Consider the following 18978-nt stretch of genomic DNA (forward strand, 5'->3'; position numbering starts at 1 on the left):
CGCCCTCCGCTGAATATATCAAATCGGCTTTATTGCGCCTGCGTGATCAGCGCGTCGTATTGGGTGCAAACGGAATCCCAATCGATCGCTCCACCAGAGGTCATCTTCGCCTGGTTGGCCTGCATGATCGGCTGCATCTTCATCATCACGGCCTGACCCGACGCCGGATCCTTTGCCATCTTGGCTTGTACGAGCTGGCTCAGCTGAGTGGCCTTGGCCATCGCATCCTGCTGGGTGCACGCTGCATACGCCAAATTCGGCAACGTCAAAGCGGCCGTCAGAACAATCGCTATCATTGATTTTTGTAGAGTCATTTTCGATCTCTCTGTTTTTGGATGGCTAGCGCCACCCGTTGAGCAGCCAATCGTGACAATTCTGCGGTTGTCCGACGATGGCGAGCCGACGAATGAGACTGGAGCGTTTGCACTTGATTCAGGGGCGGGCGCGGGTTCGCGCGCAATCAAGTTTACGCAAATTGCGTAGACTTCCCTGCGGTGGCAAACGCATCAAAGCGAGAGACGGGAGCCCCGTTCCGATTCAACCGGAACGGGAAAGGCCCTGGTGCGACGTCAGACGATCTGGAAGATCGCCAGCGCCAGCACGACCTGGGCGAAGAAGCCGACGAGGAAAGCCAGCGTGCGGAATACCGGCAGGCCCAACGCGTAGACGATCAGATGGACGACGCGGGACCAGAAATAAACCGCGCAGGCGTAGACCGTCCATTTGGTCGAATAGTCGATCTGGGCGAGGATCAGAACCAGCGGCGCGAACACGATGAGATTTTCGACCGCATTATCGTGCGCGAACATCAGCCTGGTGGCCCATTCCGCATGCGGCTTGTCGGTCCGCGAGGGATTTGCCATCGCACCGCCGATGCCGCGGACGGCCGTGCGGTTGAGGACATAAGGCACCCACAACAGCCCGGTCAGGATAACCGTCAGCGTCAGCCAGAATATTTCGGGCGTCATCAATCCGGGTGTCATAGGTGTTCCCCCTCAATCAATTTCGAATCTGTCTTTAACCGTACGGCCGACTATAGCCAAACGTGTTTCGTTACGCTACGCGCGGACCCGAACATAGCTGCCGGGAGCGTCCTCGATCGCAGGTAGCGCGCCGGTGCCGACGCTGCGCGCGGGCACTTCCTCGGCGTCGATGCCGCCAAGCCAGCCGCGCCAGTCGGGCCACCAAGAACCCTTGTGCTCCTGCGCCCCGGTAATCCAGTCCGCCAGCGACACGTCCTTGATATGGTCGTTGGTCCAGAACTGGTATTTGCCCAGCGACGGCGGATTGACCACGCCGGCGATGTGGCCGGACCCGGACAGCACATATTTCACCGGACCGCCGAAAAACTGCGAGCCATACAGCACCGATTCCGCCGGCGCGATGTGATCCTCGCGGGTCGCCAGATTATAGACCGGGACCTTGACCTTCGACAGATCGAGCAGCGTGTTGTCGAGCACCATGCTGCCGGTCGACAGGCGGTTTTCAAGATAGCAATTGCGCAAATAATACGAATGGTTCGCCGCCGGCATCCGCGTCGCATCCGAATTCCAGTGCAACAGGTCGAACGCGGTGGGCGATTGTCCCTTCAGATAATTGCTGACGACATAGGACCAGATCAGGTCGTTCGAGCGCAGCATATTGAAGGCCATCGCCATCTTGCTGCCTTCGAGCACGCCGCTCACCTGCATGTCGCGTTCGAGCGCGGCGATCTGGTCTTCGTCGACGAACACCAGCAAGTCGCCGGCATGGGTAAAGTCGACCTGGGCCGCAAAGAATGTCGCCGAGGTGACGCGGACGCGGCGTTTCTCGGCAAGCCAAGCCAGGGTCGAGGCGAGCAGGGTGCCGCCGACACAATAGCCCGCGGTGTGAACCTTCATTTCGCCGGTGGCTTTTTCGATGACGTCCATCGCCGTCAGCGGGCCTTCCTTCATGTAATCTTCGAAGGTCTTCTGGCCGAGTTTCTTGTCGGGGTTGACCCAGGAAATCACGAACACGGTGATGCCCTGATCGACGCACCATTTGATGTAGGACTTTTCCGGCTTCAGATCGAGAATGTAGAATTTGTTGATCCAGGGCGGCACGATCAAAAGCGGCGTGCGCAGCACGTTTTCAGTCGTGGGCGTGTACTGGATCAACTGCATCAGGTCGTTCTGGAAGATCACCTTGCCCGGCGTCGTCGCCATGTTGACGCCGACCACCATATTGGAGGGGTCGGACTGGCGGATGCGCAAGCTGCCATGGCCGGCCTCGATGTCTTCGGCCAGCATCTTCATGCCGCGAACCAGATTGTCGCCGCTGGAGGCCAGCGTCTCGCGCAAGACTTCCGGATTGGTGAGGACGAAATTCGACGGCGAGATCGCGTTGGTGATCTGCTGGACGTAGAACTCGGCCTTCTTGCGGGTGTGCGGATCGAGGCCTTCGGCGCTGCGCACCAGTTCCTGCGCCCACTGCGTGGTCAACAGATAAAGCTGCATCAGGAAATCGAAGAACTGGTTCGACTTCCATTCGGGATCCTTGAACCGCTTGTCGCGCGGCGAGGGTTCGATCGCAGGCTTCGTCTGTTCGCCGGCCATGCGGCGCATCGAGGAGCCCCACAGATCGAGATAGGCCCGGCCCATCTTCATCTGCAAGTCGCCGGTCCGCTCCTTGTCCGACAGCCAGTATTCCGCGACCGTGGTGAAGGTCTTGATCACCTCGCCAAGCTCGTTCGGCGGCTTGTCTTTGGGCTCGCCATTCTCGCGCGGCTTGAGATAGGCTGCGAGCGCCTGGCCGCTGCTTTCCATGGCCCGCGCGAGATTCATCGCGAAGGCTTCGGGGTCGAAGGTTTTTTTGGGCTGGGTTTCGGTTTTGACGTCGCTCATATCGATAACACTACAGATTCATTTGTGGTTCGTCACCGCGCTCAATCGACGATGTTCTAATGGAAATTAATTCTCGCATCGAACGTGTTGCACTGCGATAGGAATCTTGGTTCTGTCATATTCAGGCCTCACCGGTTCAGTTTATTGTTCAGGCTTTAATCGTTTCCGACGACAGTGGTCAGGGCGGATGAGCCACTGCTGAAATAAGCGTCAGGGTGCTCCAAGGTTCAAGTATTTGGAGGTTCAAGTAGAGTGAGACTGCGGGGACGCATGTCGGAGAATCGAACAAGCAAGGCATTGCTCTGCGGCGCGCTGCTGATGACGGCGCTCACGCTGGGCGGCTGCGCGACGTCGATCGCGGACTTGCCGCTGGTCGGCACCCCTGCCGATGCTCCGGGACGCCCCAAGGAGGCCGGCAGCTATCTTCCGGTGGAGGATTTGCCGCCCAATCGCGACGAGGCCGCGATCGCGCCGGCCGAGCAGGCCAAGATCAAGGCGGAATTGCTGGCGGCGCGGGACCGCCAGGCGTCGGCCGCCGCCGCCAAGGATCAGGCGGCCGCCCAGGCCGCGGCCCAATCCGGCAGGTAACCAGCTGAAGTCACGCGACGGTCATGCTGGCGAAACCCGGGGGCCATGGTAAAAGAACCCAATTCAACCGCAAATCAGGTCGAAGACAGCAGTTTAGCGCCGAAATTTGCCCTAAATCTTTGATTGAAGGCGATTTCTAAACGAAACAAGTCGCGTTTCGGAGCAAAAGCTGTCAGCGATTCTGCCCTTACCCGGTTGCCGGAGCCAGGACCCATGGAAGATTTTTACCGCATACGCCGTTTGCCGCCTTACGTGTTCGAGCAGGTCAACCGGGCCAAGGCGGCCGCGCGTAATGCCGGTGCCGACATCATCGATCTCGGCATGGGTAATCCGGATCTGCCGACGCCGCCCCATGTCATCGAGAAACTGAAGGAGACGCTGGGCAAGCCGCGCACCGACCGCTATTCCGCCTCGCGCGGTATCACCGGCCTGCGCAAGGCGCAGGCGGCCTATTATGCTCGGCGTTTCGGCGTGAAGCTCAATCCGGAAACCCAGGTGGTCGCGACCTTGGGCTCGAAAGAGGGCTTTGCCAATGTGGCCCAGGCGATCACGGCGCCGGGCGACGTCGTGCTTTGTCCCAATCCGAGCTATCCGATCCACGCCTTCGGCTTCCTGATGGCGGGCGGTGTGATCCGCTCGGTACCGTCCGAACCGACGCCGCAGTTCTTCGAGGCGGTCGAGCGCGCGATCGTGCATTCGATTCCGAAGCCGCTGGCGCTGGTGGTCTGCTATCCCTCCAATCCAACCGCCTATGTCGCCAGTCTCGATTTCTACAAGGACCTGGTCGCGTTCGCGAAGAAGCACGAGATCTTCATCCTGTCGGATCTGGCCTACGCGGAAGTCTATTTCGACGACAACAACCCGCCGCCCTCGGTATTGCAGGTTCCCGGCGCGATCGATGTCACCGTGGAATTCACCTCGATGTCCAAGACCTTCTCGATGGCGGGCTGGCGCATGGGATTTGCGGTCGGCAATGAGCGCATCATCGCGGCGCTGGCACGGGTCAAATCGTACCTCGATTACGGCGCGTTCACGCCGATCCAGGTCGCGGCGACCGCAGCGCTCAATGGCCCGGATGACTGTATCAAGGAGATGCGCGACACCTACCGCAAGCGCCGCGACGCGCTGGTGGAGTCGTTCGGCCGGGCAGGGTGGGACATTCCGCCGCCGGACGCCTCGATGTTCGCCTGGGCGCCGCTGCCGGAAGCCTTCCGCGAGGTCGGCAGCATGCAGTTCGCGACCTTGATGGTGGAGAAGTCCGGCGTCGTGGTCTCGCCGGGCGTTGCCTTCGGCGAACATGGCGAGGGCTATGTGCGGATCGCCATGGTGGAAAACGAGCAGCGTATCCGCCAGGCCGCGCGCGGCGTCCGCCGCTTCCTTGAAAGCGGCATAGAAACGTTGCACAACGTGGTTCCTCTCGCCAACCGGCGGGAGGCCTGATTCCCCTTCGGGGATCACGCCGCGTCACAAGTCTTTCCGTCAGGTTTTTCTCGTCATGGTCGCACCCCTGAAAGTGGGTATTGCGGGGCTCGGCACGGTTGGCGCTGAAGTCGTTCGCCTCATCGAAGCGCAGGCCCGGATCTTGTCCGAACGCAGCGGGCGCGCGGTGCGCGTGGTCGCGGTCACCGCGCGGTCGAAGGCCAAAAAGCGCAATCTCGATCTGCGCGGCATCGCCTGGGCGAAGGATGCGCTGGCGCTGGCGAACGATCCCGGCATCGACTGCCTGGTCGAATTGATGGGCGGCTCCGGCGACCCCGCGCTGTCGGCGATCGAAGCGGCGCTGAAATCCGGCAAATCGGTGGTCACCGCCAACAAGGCGCTGATCGCCAAACATGGATTGCGGCTGGCGAAATCGGCCGAGCGGCACGGCGGCGCGCTGAATTTCGAGGCGGCGGTGGGCGCTGCGATCCCCGTCATCAAGACCCTGCGCGAGGGACTGGCGGGGACGGACATCAACCGTGTCTACGGCATCCTCAACGGCACCTGCAATTACATCCTGACCCGGATGGAACAGGAGGGATTGTCGTTCGCCGAATGCCTGAAGGACGCGCAGCGGCTCGGCTACGCCGAGGCCAACCCGTCGTTCGACGTCGACGGCCACGACACCGCGCAAAAGCTTGCGATCCTGGCCAGCCTCGCCTTCGGCACCAAGGTCGCGCAAAACGCGGTTTACGTGGAGGGCATTTCCTCGATCGCGCCGGAAGATTTGCGCGCGGCTGAAGAACTCGGGTTCCGCGTCAAGCTGCTCGGCGTCGCGGTGCGCACCCCCAAGGGCATCGAACAGCGCGTGCATCCGACCATGGTGCCGAAATCATCCTCGATCGCGCAGGTGATGGGCGTCACCAATGCCGTGACCATCGACGGCGAGGGCATCCCGCCGATCACGCTGGTCGGACCCGGCGCCGGCGGCGCTGCGACGGCGTCCGCTGTGGTCGCCGATATCGCCGATGTCGCGCGCGGCATCCGCGCCAAGCCGTTTGGACGCCCGGTGGAGCGGTTGCGCGCCACCAGCAAGGCGCCGATGGAGCGCCATGAGGGTGGTTATTATATACGCCTGATGGCGCGCGATCTGGCAGGCACGGCGGCCACGATTGCGACCCGGCTTGCCGAACAAAAGATTTCCATCGAATCGATTGTGCAGCGCCATCCCGATGGCGTTGACGCTGCGGGCACAAAGGGCAAAGCTTCGCCGGTGCCGGTCATTCTGATTACCTACGCCACCAGCGAGGATGCGGTCTATCGCGCACTTCAGGCGGTGCAGCGCGACAAGGTGATCAGCGGACGGCCGCAGGTGATACGGATCGAAAAAAACTAGCGCGTGGTCCGATCGGACGATGCGTTGAAGCGTTGATGTGCAGGCCGCAGGGGCTGCAGCCAGGTTCAAGGGAGTTCGCCAATGTCGACCCATATTTCCGTTCCGCCGCAGATGCTGCTCGAGCGCATCCTCACGCTCGAAATCGTGCGGGTGACCGAACGCGCGGCGGTGTCGGCGGCGCGTCTGCGCGGCCATGGCAACGAGAAGGCGGCCGACCAGGCCGCGGTCGACGCGATGCGTCGCGAACTCAACAAGCTGCCGATCGAAGGCACCGTGGTGATCGGCGAGGGCGAGCGCGACGAAGCGCCGATGCTGTTCATCGGCGAGAAGGTCGGCATCAACGCCGGCCCGAAAGTCGATATCGCGGTCGATCCGCTCGAGGGCACGACGTTGTGCGCCAAGAACATGCCGGGTTCGATCGCGACCATGGCGATGGCCGATGGCGGCACGCTGCTGCATGCGCCTGACGTCTACATGCAGAAGATCGCGGTCGGCCCGGGCTACGCCAAGGGCGTCGTCGAACTCGACGCGTCTCCGGCCGACAACGTGCGGCGGCTGGCCAAAGCCAAGGGGGTCGATCCCTCCGCGATCACGGTGCTGGTGCTCGATCGCCCGCGCCATTCCGACATCATCCAGGGCGTGCGCAGTACGGGGGCCGCCGTCCGTCTCATTACCGATGGCGACGTTGCGGGCATCATTCATTGCGCCAATCCCGATAAAAGCGGCGTCGACATGTATATCGGCACCGGCGGCGCGCCCGAAGGCGTGCTGGCGGCGGTAGCGTTGCGCTGCATCGGCGGCCAGATGCAGTGCCGGCTGATCCTCGACACCGAGGAAAGGCGCGAGCGTGCCCACAAGATGGGTGTCCTCGACCCCAAGATGATCTATGGCATCACGGATCTGGCGAAGGGCGACTGCCTGTTTGCCGCCACCGGCGTCACCACCGGTTCGCTGCTCTCGGGCGTCAAGTTCCGCAAGGATGTGATCGAGACCGAGACCGTGGTGATGCGCTCGGTCACCGGCACCGTGCGCTACATCAAGGCCGAACATCGCCAACTCGAGAAATTCCACCTCGATTGAGGGCGCCGGGATGGCTGACAAGGCTTCCGCTGAGAAGGCGTCAGCTGACAAGGTGGTGATCCGGCCGGTCGGCGCTGACGAGCGCGCGGTCTGGGAGCCGCTATGGAACGGCTACCTTGCGTTTTACAAGGCGACGCTCGCGCCCGGCGCCAGCGACGTCGCGTGGCAGCGGTTTCACGATTCCAGCGAGCCGATGTTCCTGCTCGGCGCCTATGTCGAGGGAAAACTGACCGGCATCGTGCACTATCTCTATCATCGCTCGAGCTGGACCCCGGGTAATTATTGTTATCTGCAGGATCTGTTCGTGGCCGACAGCGCGCGCGGGCTTGGGCTCGGCCGCGCGCTGATCGAGGCGGTGTACGAGAAAGCCAAAGCCGACGGCTGCAGCCGGGTATACTGGCTGACCCAAACCTCCAACGCGCAGGCGCGGATTCTCTACGATCAGGTCGCCGACGTCTCCGGCTTCATGCAGTACAGGAAATTGTTCTAGAGAAACGCGTCAAAACAAAAGACTAGAGCCCCGTTCCGATTCCATCGGAGCGGAAACGCTCTAGCCACGGACACAACAATAGCAAAAAGGGGAGCGCTTCATGTCTGACGTTTCGGCGGTAAAAGCACTGGTGTTCGACGTCTTCGGCACCATCGTCGATTGGCGCTCCAGCCTGATCGCCGATTTCACGGCATGGGGCGAGAAGAGGGGCATCAAGGCCGACTGGACCGCGCTCGTCGACGGCTGGCGCGCGGTCTACGCCGCGTCGATGGATGTGGTGCGCAAGAACCCGCAGAATGGCTATGTGATGCTCGATACGCTGCACCGGCAGTCGCTGGAGAAGCTGGTCGCGCAATTGTCGATCACGGGCCTCACCGACGCCGACCTGCATCACCTCACGATGGGCTGGCACCGGCTGAATGGGTGGCCGGACAGCGTCGCCGCCCTGACCCGGCTGAAGACGAAATTCATCATCAGCCCGTTGTCGAACGGCAATGTTGCGTTGCTGACCAACATGGCCAAGCACGCTGGCCTGCCGTGGGATCTGGTGATGTCGGCGGAATTGTTCGAGCACTACAAGCCCGATCCGGAAGTCTATCTCGGCGCGGCAAAACTGCTGGGCCTGAAGCCGGAGCAGGTGATGATGTGCGCCGCCCACAATCACGATCTGAAGGCGGCGCAGCAGCTCGGCCTCAAGACCGCCTTCGTCGCGCGCCCGACCGAATACGGCCCGTTGCAGAAATATGATTTCGGGGCCAAGGGCGATTGGGACGTCATCGGCAAGGATTTTGGCGAGGTTGCCGACAAACTCGGGTGCTAGCTGCTTTTGGCATCCAGGGTAGGTGCGTTGCATTTTAGCAACAGTCAGCCTCGAAATTGAATATCCGGGCTTTCCGCCATTGCTTGGCCTGATCGCCGCTCCAACAATCGCCGGTGTCGCAAGCTTGGTGATGCGATCCGGCCCAATTGGGAGACGGTGACATGAACCTGCGGTTGGCAACATTGGCGGGGTTTAGCCGGGAGGTCGCTCTACCGGCGTCTGTTCTGGTGTGGATGGTTGCGTCCGGCTTCGCCGGCGCAGATAGCAGCGCAGCGGCACCGATGGTTGACCGCCTCGCACAATCCCTGACCGCCGACGCCAAATTCGCTGACAACAAGTTCGCCGACAAGATACAACCGGTCGCGTCCCGCGCCATCGACGTCGTGCCCGCGCGCAAACCGGTGACGGAGGCGGCAACCGCTGACATCGCGCCCGCCGCGCGTGAACCGGAACCGGTTGTTACCGCCGCGTTGATCGCTTCGGCGCCTGCGCTGCCGGTCGAAAATCCACCGCAGCAAGAAGCCAGGACGGTCGTGGCTTCGCTGGAGCCCGGCGACGTCGGCCAGGGTGACGCCAGTCAGGCCGCCGGCTCAACCGAAGCGCACGACGAGTGCCTCGTCGCGGGTAGCTGTGTCGACCATTATTTGTGGACGCTTTACCAGCGCACGCCCAAGGAAGACGCCATCAAGATCGAAGACCAGCGAAAAGTGACCGTCAAGAAAAGAGGCAAGATGGTCACGGTCACCAGGAAGTTTACAAAGCTCGTCGATGAGGATTTCGGGTGGAAGGATCCGAAGGCCGCCGAGCATTTCGGCAAGCCGCTGGACGACTATGTGATCGGCGGCATGGATCAGGATTTCAAAGTCAGGCTGGTTCAAATGCTCCGCGCCGCCGACGCGGCAGGCCTGTTGCCGGGCATCACCAGCGCGTTCCGCGATGATTATCGTCAATCGATCGCCAGCGGCCTCAAGGCGGCCGACAACCGGTCCTATCACGGCGGCAGCCTTCGTGGCGGCTACGGCCACGGGCTTGCGGCGGATATCGTCAGCGTCAATGGGGCGACGCGCGCGGAACGATTGGCTTCGAGTGAAGGGCTCTGGAAGTGGGTCGATGCTCACGGCATGGAGTTCGGCATCGGGCGGCCTTATCTCGATCGGGATCCGCCGCACGTGGCGCCGATCGACGGCAAGGAATATGCCGATCACCATCCCGGCATGAAAGCGCGACAGGCGAGGGCGGCCGCCAGGCACGGTCACGGCGTTGCCTCGCGAGATGGGCACGGCGTGTCCAAACATGCCAGGACGGCAGGGGCGCCGAAGGTGCGAACGGGCTGACCGGCTTCCGCGCTTCGAGACCCCGGCCGTATGCCGGGGCCTCGCGGCTGGACGATCACGCGGCTTGGGCGATCGCGTTGACTTCGCTGTCGGCCAGTTTCGTCAGGGCGTCGTCGGTCTTCTTTTCCTCGGCCAAGGTCTGATCAAGGAGTTTCACCGCGTCCTTCATGCCGAGCTTCGCGGCCCAGGATCGCAGCGTTCCATAACGGGAAATTTCGTAGTGTTCCACGGCCTGTGCTGCGGCGAGAAGCCCGGCATCGAGCGCGGGTTCATCCTCGTACTCCTCCATGATCTCCTTGCCTTCGTCGAGGATACCTTCAATGGCGTCGCATTTTTTGCCGCGAGCCGGCTTGCCGAGCAATTCGAAAATCTGTTCGAGCCGCTCGATCTGGCCTTCGGTTTCCTCGTGATGCTTTTCAAAGGCCGCCCTCAGCTTGTCGGAACTGGCGGCCTTCGCCATCTTCGGAAGCGACTTATAGATTTGCTTTTCGGCGTAGTAGATATCCTTCAGGGTATCGAGAAACAGGGCGTTGAGATCTTTTTCCATGGTGCCTCCGGGGGTGTGAACTTCTCGTCCTCAACCGACCTGCTGAGGGAACGTTCCAAAGACACCGTGCGACATCTCACCCAGCTTAGTTAGCGCCTTACTCATTGTGCTGGGTTTGCGTTCGGAAATGTGCCGGCGCGCACGGCAACGGTCGTCGGGGATAATCCCGCGCGGTCAGGCCGGCGCCTGCGTGGCAAATCTTCTGCAATGTTCGAGGTAGGCCACCTCATGGCTGCCGATCAGGGATACGACGCTTGACCAAAGCCATGACGGCGCGTCCAGTGTCTTCGATCGGTGGCGCTCGAGCTCGGATGACCAGCGTTTCCTGGTCGCTGCGTCCATCTGGCGCGCATGAGCCTTGCCGACGACGCCGGCAAGAAAACTGGCTGCCTTCATGGCGTCCGCTATCGTGAGTTGCTCGATCTCGATCTTCAGGTCCTGCGGCAACAGTTCCCGAATGAACACCGAGCGGCGTTCGAGCTTGCCGGCGACCATGCGCTTACCGAGATGCGGCGACAGATGAATGGCGCCTTCCACCACGCGCTCGGCGTGGCCTTTCGGTACTACCGTTCCGCGGTAATGGGGCGCCGCCGCCGCGACCGCCTCCTTGACGTCCATCAACGCCTGATCGCGCTTCTTGCCGCTGCCGACCCCCAAAAGCACGGCAAACCGCAATAACCCGAGCGAACTGCAGCCTTTCATCCAGTACGCGGCATCGAGCATCTCGACGTGGGCATCGTCGTCGCGGGAGCGAAGCGAAGTCGCGAGGTGCCGAAGCGGCGGCGTCCGGAATAGCGCGGCGATCGCCGTTCGCTCCCGCTTCGAAAGCGCCCAGAACTTGGAACCGAGAGGAATCGTTGGTTTCTGGTTCGCGAGGCGCTCGTTGGCCAGTTGCTTCCAGGAGCGGGCGACTGATTTTTTCATGACGAGTTGAACGGACTTCGGCGCATCGTCGATCGCGTCCGCGTCCTGACGCAGGGCGGCGCGGTATCCTTCGATCACCTGCTCCATGATATGGGCTGCCGTGACGCCCGGCAGATCCGATCCGCGTGATGCGGTCGCCAGCGACAGCGCCAGCCGTATGATATCGTGCGCGGGATTTCCGATGACGGTCTGGTCGAAATCCCGGATTTGGATGGCTACTCGCCCGTCGGCCGCTGCGACCGGGCCCAGATTGCCGGCGTGGCAATCGCCACATATCCAGATCGGTGGTCCCTCGGGCAAGGTGCCGCGCTTCTGCGCTTCGAGCCATTCGTAGAATTTACCGGTGCTTCCGCGCACATAAGCGTGCGCCGAGCGCGCCATCTTGAGCGTCTGTTGCGTTCGCAAGGCGGAGAGGCGTTCGGTCGGACGGAGCGATTTCTTGGAGGTCATGGCCTGCGCACAAAAGACGAAGCTCAGAGGTCGAAAAATCCCCCACCGAGGTGGGGGATTTCGAATTCCGGGTTCAACGCAATAACAGAATCAGAATGATGAGGGGAATCGGAATTCCGACCAGCCAGAGCAGAATGGGCATATAATTTCCTTTCTTGTTTTAACGATCTCAATTGCAATTATTGGCGGCGCGCTGTGGATAACCGGGTTTTAGATCCCCACGTGCCGTCGCGGAGTCCGCCGCCCTCGGTTGCGGCGAGGCTTGCGCAGAACGCGCCGATCAGCAGTGACGCGGTGAGCCAGAACGCAAGCTGTGCGGTTGCCTTTCGCGTCGCATCGAGATCGGCCTTGGCTTGGGTGACGACCTCGTTGACCCGCTTGTCGGCATCGGCCTGACTAAGCCCGGTGCGCGCGGCAACCACCTTGGAGACATACTCACGATCGCCCGGCTTCAGCTCGCCGCCGTTGCGGAAGCTGGAAGTGAAGAGACGCAGCATCTCACCGCGAGACTCGCTGGCATTTCCGCCGTTCTGCGACGCCGGGGTATCGGAGCGCAGCAGGGTGTCGACATAGCCGTCCATCGGTCCGCTGCGGCTGGCGGCTGCGGCTCCCTGCGTTGCGCCGGAGGCTCCGCCGCTAATCAGGCTGCCGGCGGGCGAGGCCAGCAAAACCGCTCCCAGCACCGATGCCAAAGCCCAGGCGATAAAGCCATGTGCGGTGTCGCGGAAGTACACCTCGTCGCTGTGAACGCCGACCCAGCCGGTCCGCAGCCGGCCTGCAAGGTAGCCGCCGATCGAAGACGACAGCATGGCGATGACGATCAGATAGAGTCCGGTGCCGATCTTGAAGGTCGTCGCGGAAACCCCGCTGCCGGCCCAGGGTGATACGACTGACAGGCCGAGTCCGATTCCGAAGGCAAGCAGAACGAAGGTGAGGGCGCAGGAGACCACCGCGCCCGCGGTCACCGCAGCCCACGACACGCCCGCAACGGACGGCTCAGCGGTCTCCGACCCTGGTTGAATGACGACGGCATCGATCATGGTGTGTGCTCCTTGGCCCTTTGCGGCAGAATGTTGTTTCTGATGGCGCGATAATGGGCAGGAGGAACAATGGTTCCACGGGCGAAACGGGAATCAGTGGCCAAGCGGTATCATTGAGTTCAACCGAGTACGGCAGCGAGAGCATCGAACCATTCAGCGGCGGAGAGGGCGATTTCTTCCCCTAGCCGCCGTATGTGTCGTGTGGCTTCGCCCAGTCCGGAAGCGCACGCGCCGGTCCGTATTCTTCGCGACCTTTTGGCAGCACGTCGAAGAATCCGTAGATCCCGAGAAATTGCTCGCCGCCACGACCAAACGCGCCGTAGGTGTGGAAGATTTCCCCGTTCGCGTTCTTGTAGAACACGCTTTCTCCCGAAAGATCGGTCGTCGTCCCAGGATTGAACGCGGTGAAGTTATAAACGGCCTTGCCCGCCGCGATCTGTTCGGGGCTGAAGGACACGTGGAAATCATAGTTGAAATCCGACTGATCGGAGGAGACCCAATTGAAGTGCCAATTCATCTTTTTGCGTACCACTTCGATCTCATCGAGCGGGGCGCGGGCGATCGCCACATACGACATGTCGTGATGTTCGAAATGTTCCAGCAACTGAGCGACGTGGTCGACCTCGAGCGAACACCCGGGACATTGCCAATCTTGTTGGGGGCCCATCATGAAGTGTTTGACGAACAGCTGACTGCGGCCTTCGAACAGGTCCGACAGGCTGACTGTGCCCTTGCGAGAATTGAAGAAATACTGCTTTTCGACCTTGACCCACGGCAGCGCGCGTTTCTCGGCAGCCAACTCGTCGTTTAATTTCATGAGCTGCTTTTCGCGCTTCATGAGCGCCAAGCGGGCTTGGTTCCACTCTTCCCGGCCAACGACGCGATGCGCGGCTAGCGCCGCAAGATTGGCCTCGCGTTGTTGATCGATCGTCCGGTTCTGCCTTGGCTTATCCATCGACTAACTCCCCTTGATGCCGGCCAGCCTCGCAAAGCCTGCGACGAACCGCACCGGCGGTTTGATCCAAGGACGTTCTGAAAACGCGTAAGCCGACAGGGGCTGCGCGAAGTATTTACGCGAAAGGAATGGGAACTTTGCTGGTTCCTCGATCCCGTACCGCTCCATCACTTCCGCTTCGATACCGGCTTCACCAATCGATGGCGTCGATGGGACCTACCTGCAATGTGCGTTTGTCGGCCTTTACAGTCATCCCTACGACTTCGGCGACGGCTCGATCGAGGCGTCCTAGTGTAACGGGAGGGTTTCAATGGGAGGTCTCGCGCCAGCATTCCAGGTTGGGAGTGTGACCGTGGCTAAGGTCGAGGAACAGCTTCTGCGCGGCATTCCTCCCTCGTTTCTCTATCCTGGATTGACGCCGGAAGAGTTCGCGATCACACAGCAGGCTCTTGCGGCAAGTGACCTCGAGCCGTCCCGAGATGCACTGGTCTTGAGCGTGCATACCTGGGTGGTCAGAACGCCGCGGCACCTCATCCTGATAGATACGGCGAGCGGAAACGATAAAGAGCGACCGACGAATCCGCTATTTCATCGGCAGAGCCTGCCTTACCTTGAACGTCTAAAAGAAGCCGGAGTTGATCCGGAGGCGGTCGACTTTGTCTTTAATACGCATCTCCATGTCGACCATTCCGGATGGAACACCCGTCTCCTGAATGGGAAATGGGTTCCGACGTTCCCGAACGCGCGTTATGTTTTTCCAAAGGCCGAGCGCGACTATTATTCCAGCCCGGCCAGCCACAACGAAGCAAATCTTCCGAGCCTCGGTGTGTACGAGGACAGTGTCCTGCCTGTGATCGAAGCGGGTCTTGCGGACTATATCGGCCCTGAAGGGGGCAAATATCTCGACATTTTCGAATTCATCCCGACGCCGGGACATAGCATCGGGCATATGTCTATCGCTCTTGAGTCAGGTGGCGAGACCGCCATCTTCGCTGGTGACCTCATGCACACCGCGCTTCAGGTCGCTCGACCCGACATGAACACTGTCTATTGCGAGTTCGCGGACGAAGCTCAAAGGTCGCGCCGGAGTTTGCTCAGCCGCGCCGCTGAGACCCGTGCACTTTACCTCGCCACTCACTTTCCCGGTTCGTCTGCCGGCTTCGTTACGTCAGGCGCGGACGGTTTTACCTGGCGCTACGCTCAAGGAGCATCGTCATGAAAGCCCCGGAACGCATTGACCTTGAGCAAGTCGCCTTCGAAGAGCATCGCATAGACAGCAATACGTCCGGCGTCTCTCTTTATCTTCGCAATAAGCGTTTGCGGACCATGACAAGCTTTTCCGCCGAGCGGACGATAGTCCTGGTCCATGGAGCTACCTATTCGTCCGGCAGTCTTTACGACGTGCGCCTCGGCGGTTTCTCGTTCATGGATTATCTCGCCGCTCAAGGTTATGACGTCTTCGCGGTCGACGTACGAGGTTATGGCCTATCAACTCGCCCTCAGGCCATGGAAGAAGATGCGCGACTGAATCCACCGCTGATCGGCACAGACACGGGCGTATCGGATTTTTCGAGCGCCGTGGATTTCGTTCTTAAGCACCGCGGATTGAAAAAGGTAAACGTGTTTGCGATGTCGTGGGGCGGCACCGTGGCCGGCGCCTATACGGCGGTAAATAGCTCAAGAGTGCGCAAGCTTGCGCTACTTGCGCCGCAGTGGCTGAGCGACAAGCCAATCCCAATCGACATGGGTGGCGAACTCGGATCCTATCGGCTGGTTCCCGTGCTCGATACTCTGCCGCGCTGGTTGGGAACCGCTCCTAAATATGCCCAAGACTCCCTCATTCCGGCTGGCTGGTTCGACCAGTGGGCGCGGGCGACGCTCGCCGAAGATCCGTGGAGCAGGGATAGGGTGCCCGACCGGCTGCGCGCGACCAACGGTCCGATCGAAGATATTCGGAAGTATTGGCGAGCCGGGAAGCCATATTATCAGCCCTCCGCGATTACTGTCCCGGTTTTGTTGCTGCACGGCGAGTGGGATATCGACGTTCCTATCGAAATAGCACTGGAATATTTTCGGGAGCTTCGATCGGCGCCCTATCGCCGATGGGTCGAGATCGGCGAGGCCACGCACATGGCCCTCCTTGAAAAAAATCGACTGCAGGTGTTTCGCGCGATCACGGACTTCTTGTCCGAGGATTACAGGCCCGAATGACCGGTGCACGGATCGCATCGGCGGCCTCCTACCTGCCGGACGTATGACGCTCGTGAATTACACCGATCAGCGCACGCCGTTTCTCCAGTCTTTGGCGACCCTCTACATTCGCCAAACCGACAATCACAGCAATGGACCCAGCACATGATCATTCGTTCTATTCTCGCCAGTGTTGCCACCTCGGCGATGCTTAGTTGTTCGGCTGCGGCATTTGCCGAGCCGATTTCGCACCCGCCGCAGATTGCCTTCACCGCGAACGTGACCTATCCGGAGACCGCGAGTTGGTCCGCGAAGCATCGCGCGTTCTTTGTCAGTTCGGTCCGTCATGGCACCGTAGGCAAGGTTACGCTTGATGGGAAATACATGCCGTTCGTGGCAGACGACAAGCTCGTCTCCACGGTGGGACTTCTGGCCGACGACGCGCATAACACGTTGTGGGTGACCAATTCGGACCCTGGCGCGGGCGATCGTACGAACGCGGCGACCCAAGGCAAGCTGGCGGGCGTCGCCGCCTATGATGAAACCACCGGCGAGCGCCGTGCCTACTACGACCTGGGAAGCCTTAGTCCTGGCTCGCATTTCGCGAACGACGTTTCTGTTGACGACGCCGGGAATGTCTATGTGACCGACAGCTTCTCACCGACGATTTTCCGCATCGGCAGCGATGGCAAAGCGTCGATCTTTGCTCAAAACGTGCTGTTCGGCGAGGGCAATGGCTTCAACCTCAATGGTATAGCCTGGCACAATGACGGTTTCCTCATCGTGGGAAGATACAACAGCGGCGAATTGTTTCGTGTAAATATCGCCGATCCGACCAAAGTCGACAAGGTCGAAGTATCTGAAGTGCTGAAGGGCGCCGACGGCTTTCGTCTCGTGGATAATCAGCATCTCGTCGTCGTTCAAAACCTCGGTGTTGACCGTACCGTGGAGCTGGTCTCGACCGATGGCTGGAAGTCGGCCAAAGTTGTCCGGCAATTAAAGAGCGTGATGTCTATGCCGAGTTCGGCGACGCAAATGGGCAAGGACGTCTACGTTCTCAATTCGCGAATCGACACGCTTTTTGACCCCAAAGCCACGAAGGTGAGCGACTTCGTGTTGCAGAAGTTCTGACGGATCCGATGGCGCCGAGCGCTTACGCTCGGCGCCATCGAGGCGCCCTCAAGCTGTCCCGAAGAGAAATCCGCATCCTTGCCAATCGGCACATCCACAGGTCCTGCAATGGTGTCATGACTTCCGTTGCCGGCCGATTGCTTGCACGACCTGCTTACGCAGCCAACTGTGGGCCGGGTCGGTCTGCATCCTTGGATGCCAGAAGAGGTTCATCGAAAATCGTGAGAGCGCGAGGGGCGGTGGATGGATCTCAAGCACATTCTTGAAGCGTTCCAAAAAGCGGCTTGGCAACGTGCAAATACAGTCGCTATTGCTGAGGACGAGCGGTGCCAGGGCGTAACTCTGGATAGAGACCGACACTGATCGCTCTCGGCCAACTTCGGCGAGCGCGGCATCGATCATGCCGTGGAACTGGCCGCCACTTGTCGAAATTAAGAGATGCTCGAGCGAGCAATACTCGTCGAGGGTAAATGGCTTGTCACCGCGCGGATGTCCGACGCGCTGGGCGGTGAGAAACTCGTCTTCAAACAGCGTTGAAGCGATGAGTTCATTTGAACCATCTTCAGCCGCGCCGACGAATAGATCGATGTCGCCTTGCTCCAAGTGAGTTGCAATTCTGGCCTTGTCAGGCAACGTGAAGGCGATTTTCACGAGGGGCGCCTTTGCCTTGACCATAGGGATCAAATCGGGCGCGAGAATTGCTGCGGGATTGTCGGTCGCCGCGATCTTGAAGACACGCTTGCTGTTTTGAGGATCGAACACGTGTGCCGTTTTGATGAAGTCATTTATTCGATCGATGAGCTTCGTCAGCTCCGGCCGAAGCGCGATTGCATGAGGTGTGGGAATCATTCCGCGGCCGGATGCTGCCGGGATGAACAAGGGATCGTTGAGAAGTTGGCGGAGACGCGTCAGCCTCGCGGAAAGCGCCGACTGCGTTATGTTGAGACGCGCTGCAGCGTGCGTTACGTTCTGATCTATCAACAGGGCATCAAGGGCCTGAAGAAGACCAGTATCAAAATCCATGAACTCGCTCGCCAAGTTTATGACTCCATCGGTCGCGTAATGGCCTTAGCCAACCACTCAAGTCCTCGCCGCACGTAATTTGTTCCGACCTGAGCGCGCGCGAACGTACTCGAAAGGATGGTAATAGACCAAGGTCCGCTGATCTTCAAAGTGTGAAGCCCGTCGGTTGTCTCGGACAGGTGGTTGGGAATCTTGATTGTGGAGACGATTGCCCGGATGTGGCGCGAGCACTTCATCAAGGGCAAGACGATCAAGGAGTTCGCGCGTGTGCCCAAGCGCTGTGCGGCTGAGCTTATTCGGATTCCGTAAAACACCTGATCGACACACCTCAACCGGTCGCAATTCGGTTGCGCCTAAACGCTAATTTATTGGGCGAATTCAACGTGATTTGCCCTGTCCAGACCGCTCCGGAAAAATAATTCGCTTTGCGTTTCCGCCAAATCACACACATATCTGCGTCGTCTCATCCCTCACGAGGGGGCGTTGGCCATCGTCACGAACGTTGGGATGAGATGCGGTGGACGCAGATGCGCTATTGACGAACAGCGCGTGACGCGGACGGCGAAGTCGTGTGGTCCTGACGCCCCAGTGGCCGGTGTCAAGTTCCTCGGAAGCTCACGCTTCTTGGGGGCGACGGTGACAAACAAGCCAGGTCTCGCCGGGGAGAGCACGATATAAGCTGTAAAACCATTGCGCAGGGAAGGCCGGACTGCTTCCGCTGAACCTG

General features: G+C 60.4%; 18 protein-coding genes. 10 read left to right on the forward strand and 8 right to left on the reverse strand.

The features are described from left to right. Window positions 1-29: 29 nt before the first annotated feature. From GSQ88_RS19890 to GSQ88_RS19900, 3 genes are all read right to left on the reverse strand, one after another. Window positions 30-314, reverse strand: a complete 285-nt coding sequence (locus GSQ88_RS19890) for a hypothetical protein (protein WP_159009409.1) — start codon at window positions 312-314, stop codon at window positions 30-32. 255 nt (window positions 315-569) lie between these two features. Further along, window positions 570-968: an MAPEG family protein gene (locus GSQ88_RS19895; protein WP_159009517.1), complete on the reverse strand. Its 399-nt coding sequence runs from the start codon at window positions 966-968 to the stop codon at window positions 570-572. Between the two features lie 90 nt (window positions 969-1058). After that, window positions 1059-2864: a PHA/PHB synthase family protein gene (locus GSQ88_RS19900; protein WP_159009410.1), complete on the reverse strand. Its 1806-nt coding sequence runs from the start codon at window positions 2862-2864 to the stop codon at window positions 1059-1061. Window positions 2865-3134: 270 nt separating this feature from the next. Here GSQ88_RS19900 and GSQ88_RS19905 point away from each other — a divergent pair, with 270 nt between their 5' ends. The 7 genes from GSQ88_RS19905 (at window position 3135) to GSQ88_RS35765 (ending at window position 9991) form a co-directional block, all read left to right on the forward strand. Continuing rightward, window positions 3135-3452 (forward strand): hypothetical protein, encoded by a 318-nt coding sequence (locus tag GSQ88_RS19905; protein WP_159009411.1) that lies wholly within the window; start codon window positions 3135-3137, stop codon window positions 3450-3452. Between the two features lie 213 nt (window positions 3453-3665). Then, window positions 3666-4892: an LL-diaminopimelate aminotransferase gene (locus GSQ88_RS19910; RefSeq protein ID WP_159009412.1), complete on the forward strand. Its 1227-nt coding sequence runs from the start codon at window positions 3666-3668 to the stop codon at window positions 4890-4892. A gap of 55 nt (window positions 4893-4947) precedes the next feature. Beyond that, entirely contained in the window at window positions 4948-6267 is a 1320-nt protein-coding gene (locus GSQ88_RS19915) for a homoserine dehydrogenase (RefSeq protein WP_159009413.1), read from the forward strand. An 81-nt stretch (window positions 6268-6348) separates the two neighbouring features. Continuing rightward, the gene (glpX, locus tag GSQ88_RS19920) at window positions 6349-7347 is read left to right on the forward strand and encodes a class II fructose-bisphosphatase (RefSeq protein WP_159009414.1); all 999 of its coding nucleotides are present in this window, start codon (window positions 6349-6351) and stop codon (window positions 7345-7347) included. 10 nt (window positions 7348-7357) lie between these two features. Next, on the forward strand, window positions 7358-7837 hold the full coding sequence (locus GSQ88_RS19925) for a GNAT family N-acetyltransferase (RefSeq protein WP_159009415.1): 480 nt from the start codon (window positions 7358-7360) through the stop codon (window positions 7835-7837). Window positions 7838-7937: 100 nt separating this feature from the next. Continuing rightward, window positions 7938-8657: a haloacid dehalogenase type II gene (locus GSQ88_RS19930; protein WP_159009416.1), complete on the forward strand. Its 720-nt coding sequence runs from the start codon at window positions 7938-7940 to the stop codon at window positions 8655-8657. 161 nt (window positions 8658-8818) lie between these two features. Then, window positions 8819-9991: a M15 family metallopeptidase domain-containing protein gene (locus GSQ88_RS35765; protein ID WP_246784880.1), complete on the forward strand. Its 1173-nt coding sequence runs from the start codon at window positions 8819-8821 to the stop codon at window positions 9989-9991. A gap of 55 nt (window positions 9992-10046) precedes the next feature. Here the strand turns inward: GSQ88_RS35765 and GSQ88_RS19940 are convergent, their stop codons facing one another. From GSQ88_RS19940 to GSQ88_RS19955, 4 genes are all read right to left on the reverse strand, one after another. Then, window positions 10047-10538 (reverse strand): YciE/YciF ferroxidase family protein, encoded by a 492-nt coding sequence (locus tag GSQ88_RS19940; RefSeq protein WP_159009417.1) that lies wholly within the window; start codon window positions 10536-10538, stop codon window positions 10047-10049. Window positions 10539-10712: 174 nt separating this feature from the next. Continuing rightward, entirely contained in the window at window positions 10713-11912 is a 1200-nt protein-coding gene (locus tag GSQ88_RS19945; protein ID WP_159009418.1) for a DUF2252 family protein, read from the reverse strand. A 179-nt stretch (window positions 11913-12091) separates the two neighbouring features. Beyond that, entirely contained in the window at window positions 12092-12952 is an 861-nt protein-coding gene (locus GSQ88_RS19950) for a hypothetical protein (RefSeq protein ID WP_159009419.1), read from the reverse strand. Between the two features lie 181 nt (window positions 12953-13133). Continuing rightward, complete coding sequence (locus GSQ88_RS19955) at window positions 13134-13907, reverse strand: DUF899 domain-containing protein (protein WP_159009420.1); 774 nt, start codon at window positions 13905-13907, stop codon at window positions 13134-13136. Between the two features lie 352 nt (window positions 13908-14259). Between GSQ88_RS19955 and GSQ88_RS19960 the strand changes: the two genes are divergently transcribed. The 3 genes from GSQ88_RS19960 (at window position 14260) to GSQ88_RS19970 (ending at window position 17228) form a co-directional block, all read left to right on the forward strand. Next, on the forward strand, window positions 14260-15126 hold the full coding sequence (locus GSQ88_RS19960; protein WP_246784881.1) for an MBL fold metallo-hydrolase: 867 nt from the start codon (window positions 14260-14262) through the stop codon (window positions 15124-15126). Then, complete coding sequence (locus GSQ88_RS19965; RefSeq protein WP_159009422.1) at window positions 15123-16118, forward strand: alpha/beta hydrolase; 996 nt, start codon at window positions 15123-15125, stop codon at window positions 16116-16118. The genes GSQ88_RS19960 and GSQ88_RS19965 overlap by 4 nt, the downstream gene beginning before the upstream one ends. 144 nt (window positions 16119-16262) lie before the next feature. After that, window positions 16263-17228 carry a gluconolaconase gene (locus GSQ88_RS19970; RefSeq protein ID WP_159009423.1) on the forward strand — a complete coding sequence of 322 codons (966 nt, stop codon included), beginning with the start codon at window positions 16263-16265 and terminating at the stop codon, window positions 17226-17228. A gap of 114 nt (window positions 17229-17342) precedes the next feature. Here the strand turns inward: GSQ88_RS19970 and GSQ88_RS19975 are convergent, their stop codons facing one another. Continuing rightward, complete coding sequence (locus tag GSQ88_RS19975; protein ID WP_246784882.1) at window positions 17343-18266, reverse strand: LysR family transcriptional regulator; 924 nt, start codon at window positions 18264-18266, stop codon at window positions 17343-17345. Window positions 18267-18978: the final 712 nt, after the last annotated feature.

It is taken from the genome of Bradyrhizobium sp. S69 (genome assembly GCF_009766005.1).
Taxonomy (GTDB): domain Bacteria; phylum Pseudomonadota; class Alphaproteobacteria; order Rhizobiales; family Xanthobacteraceae; genus Bradyrhizobium.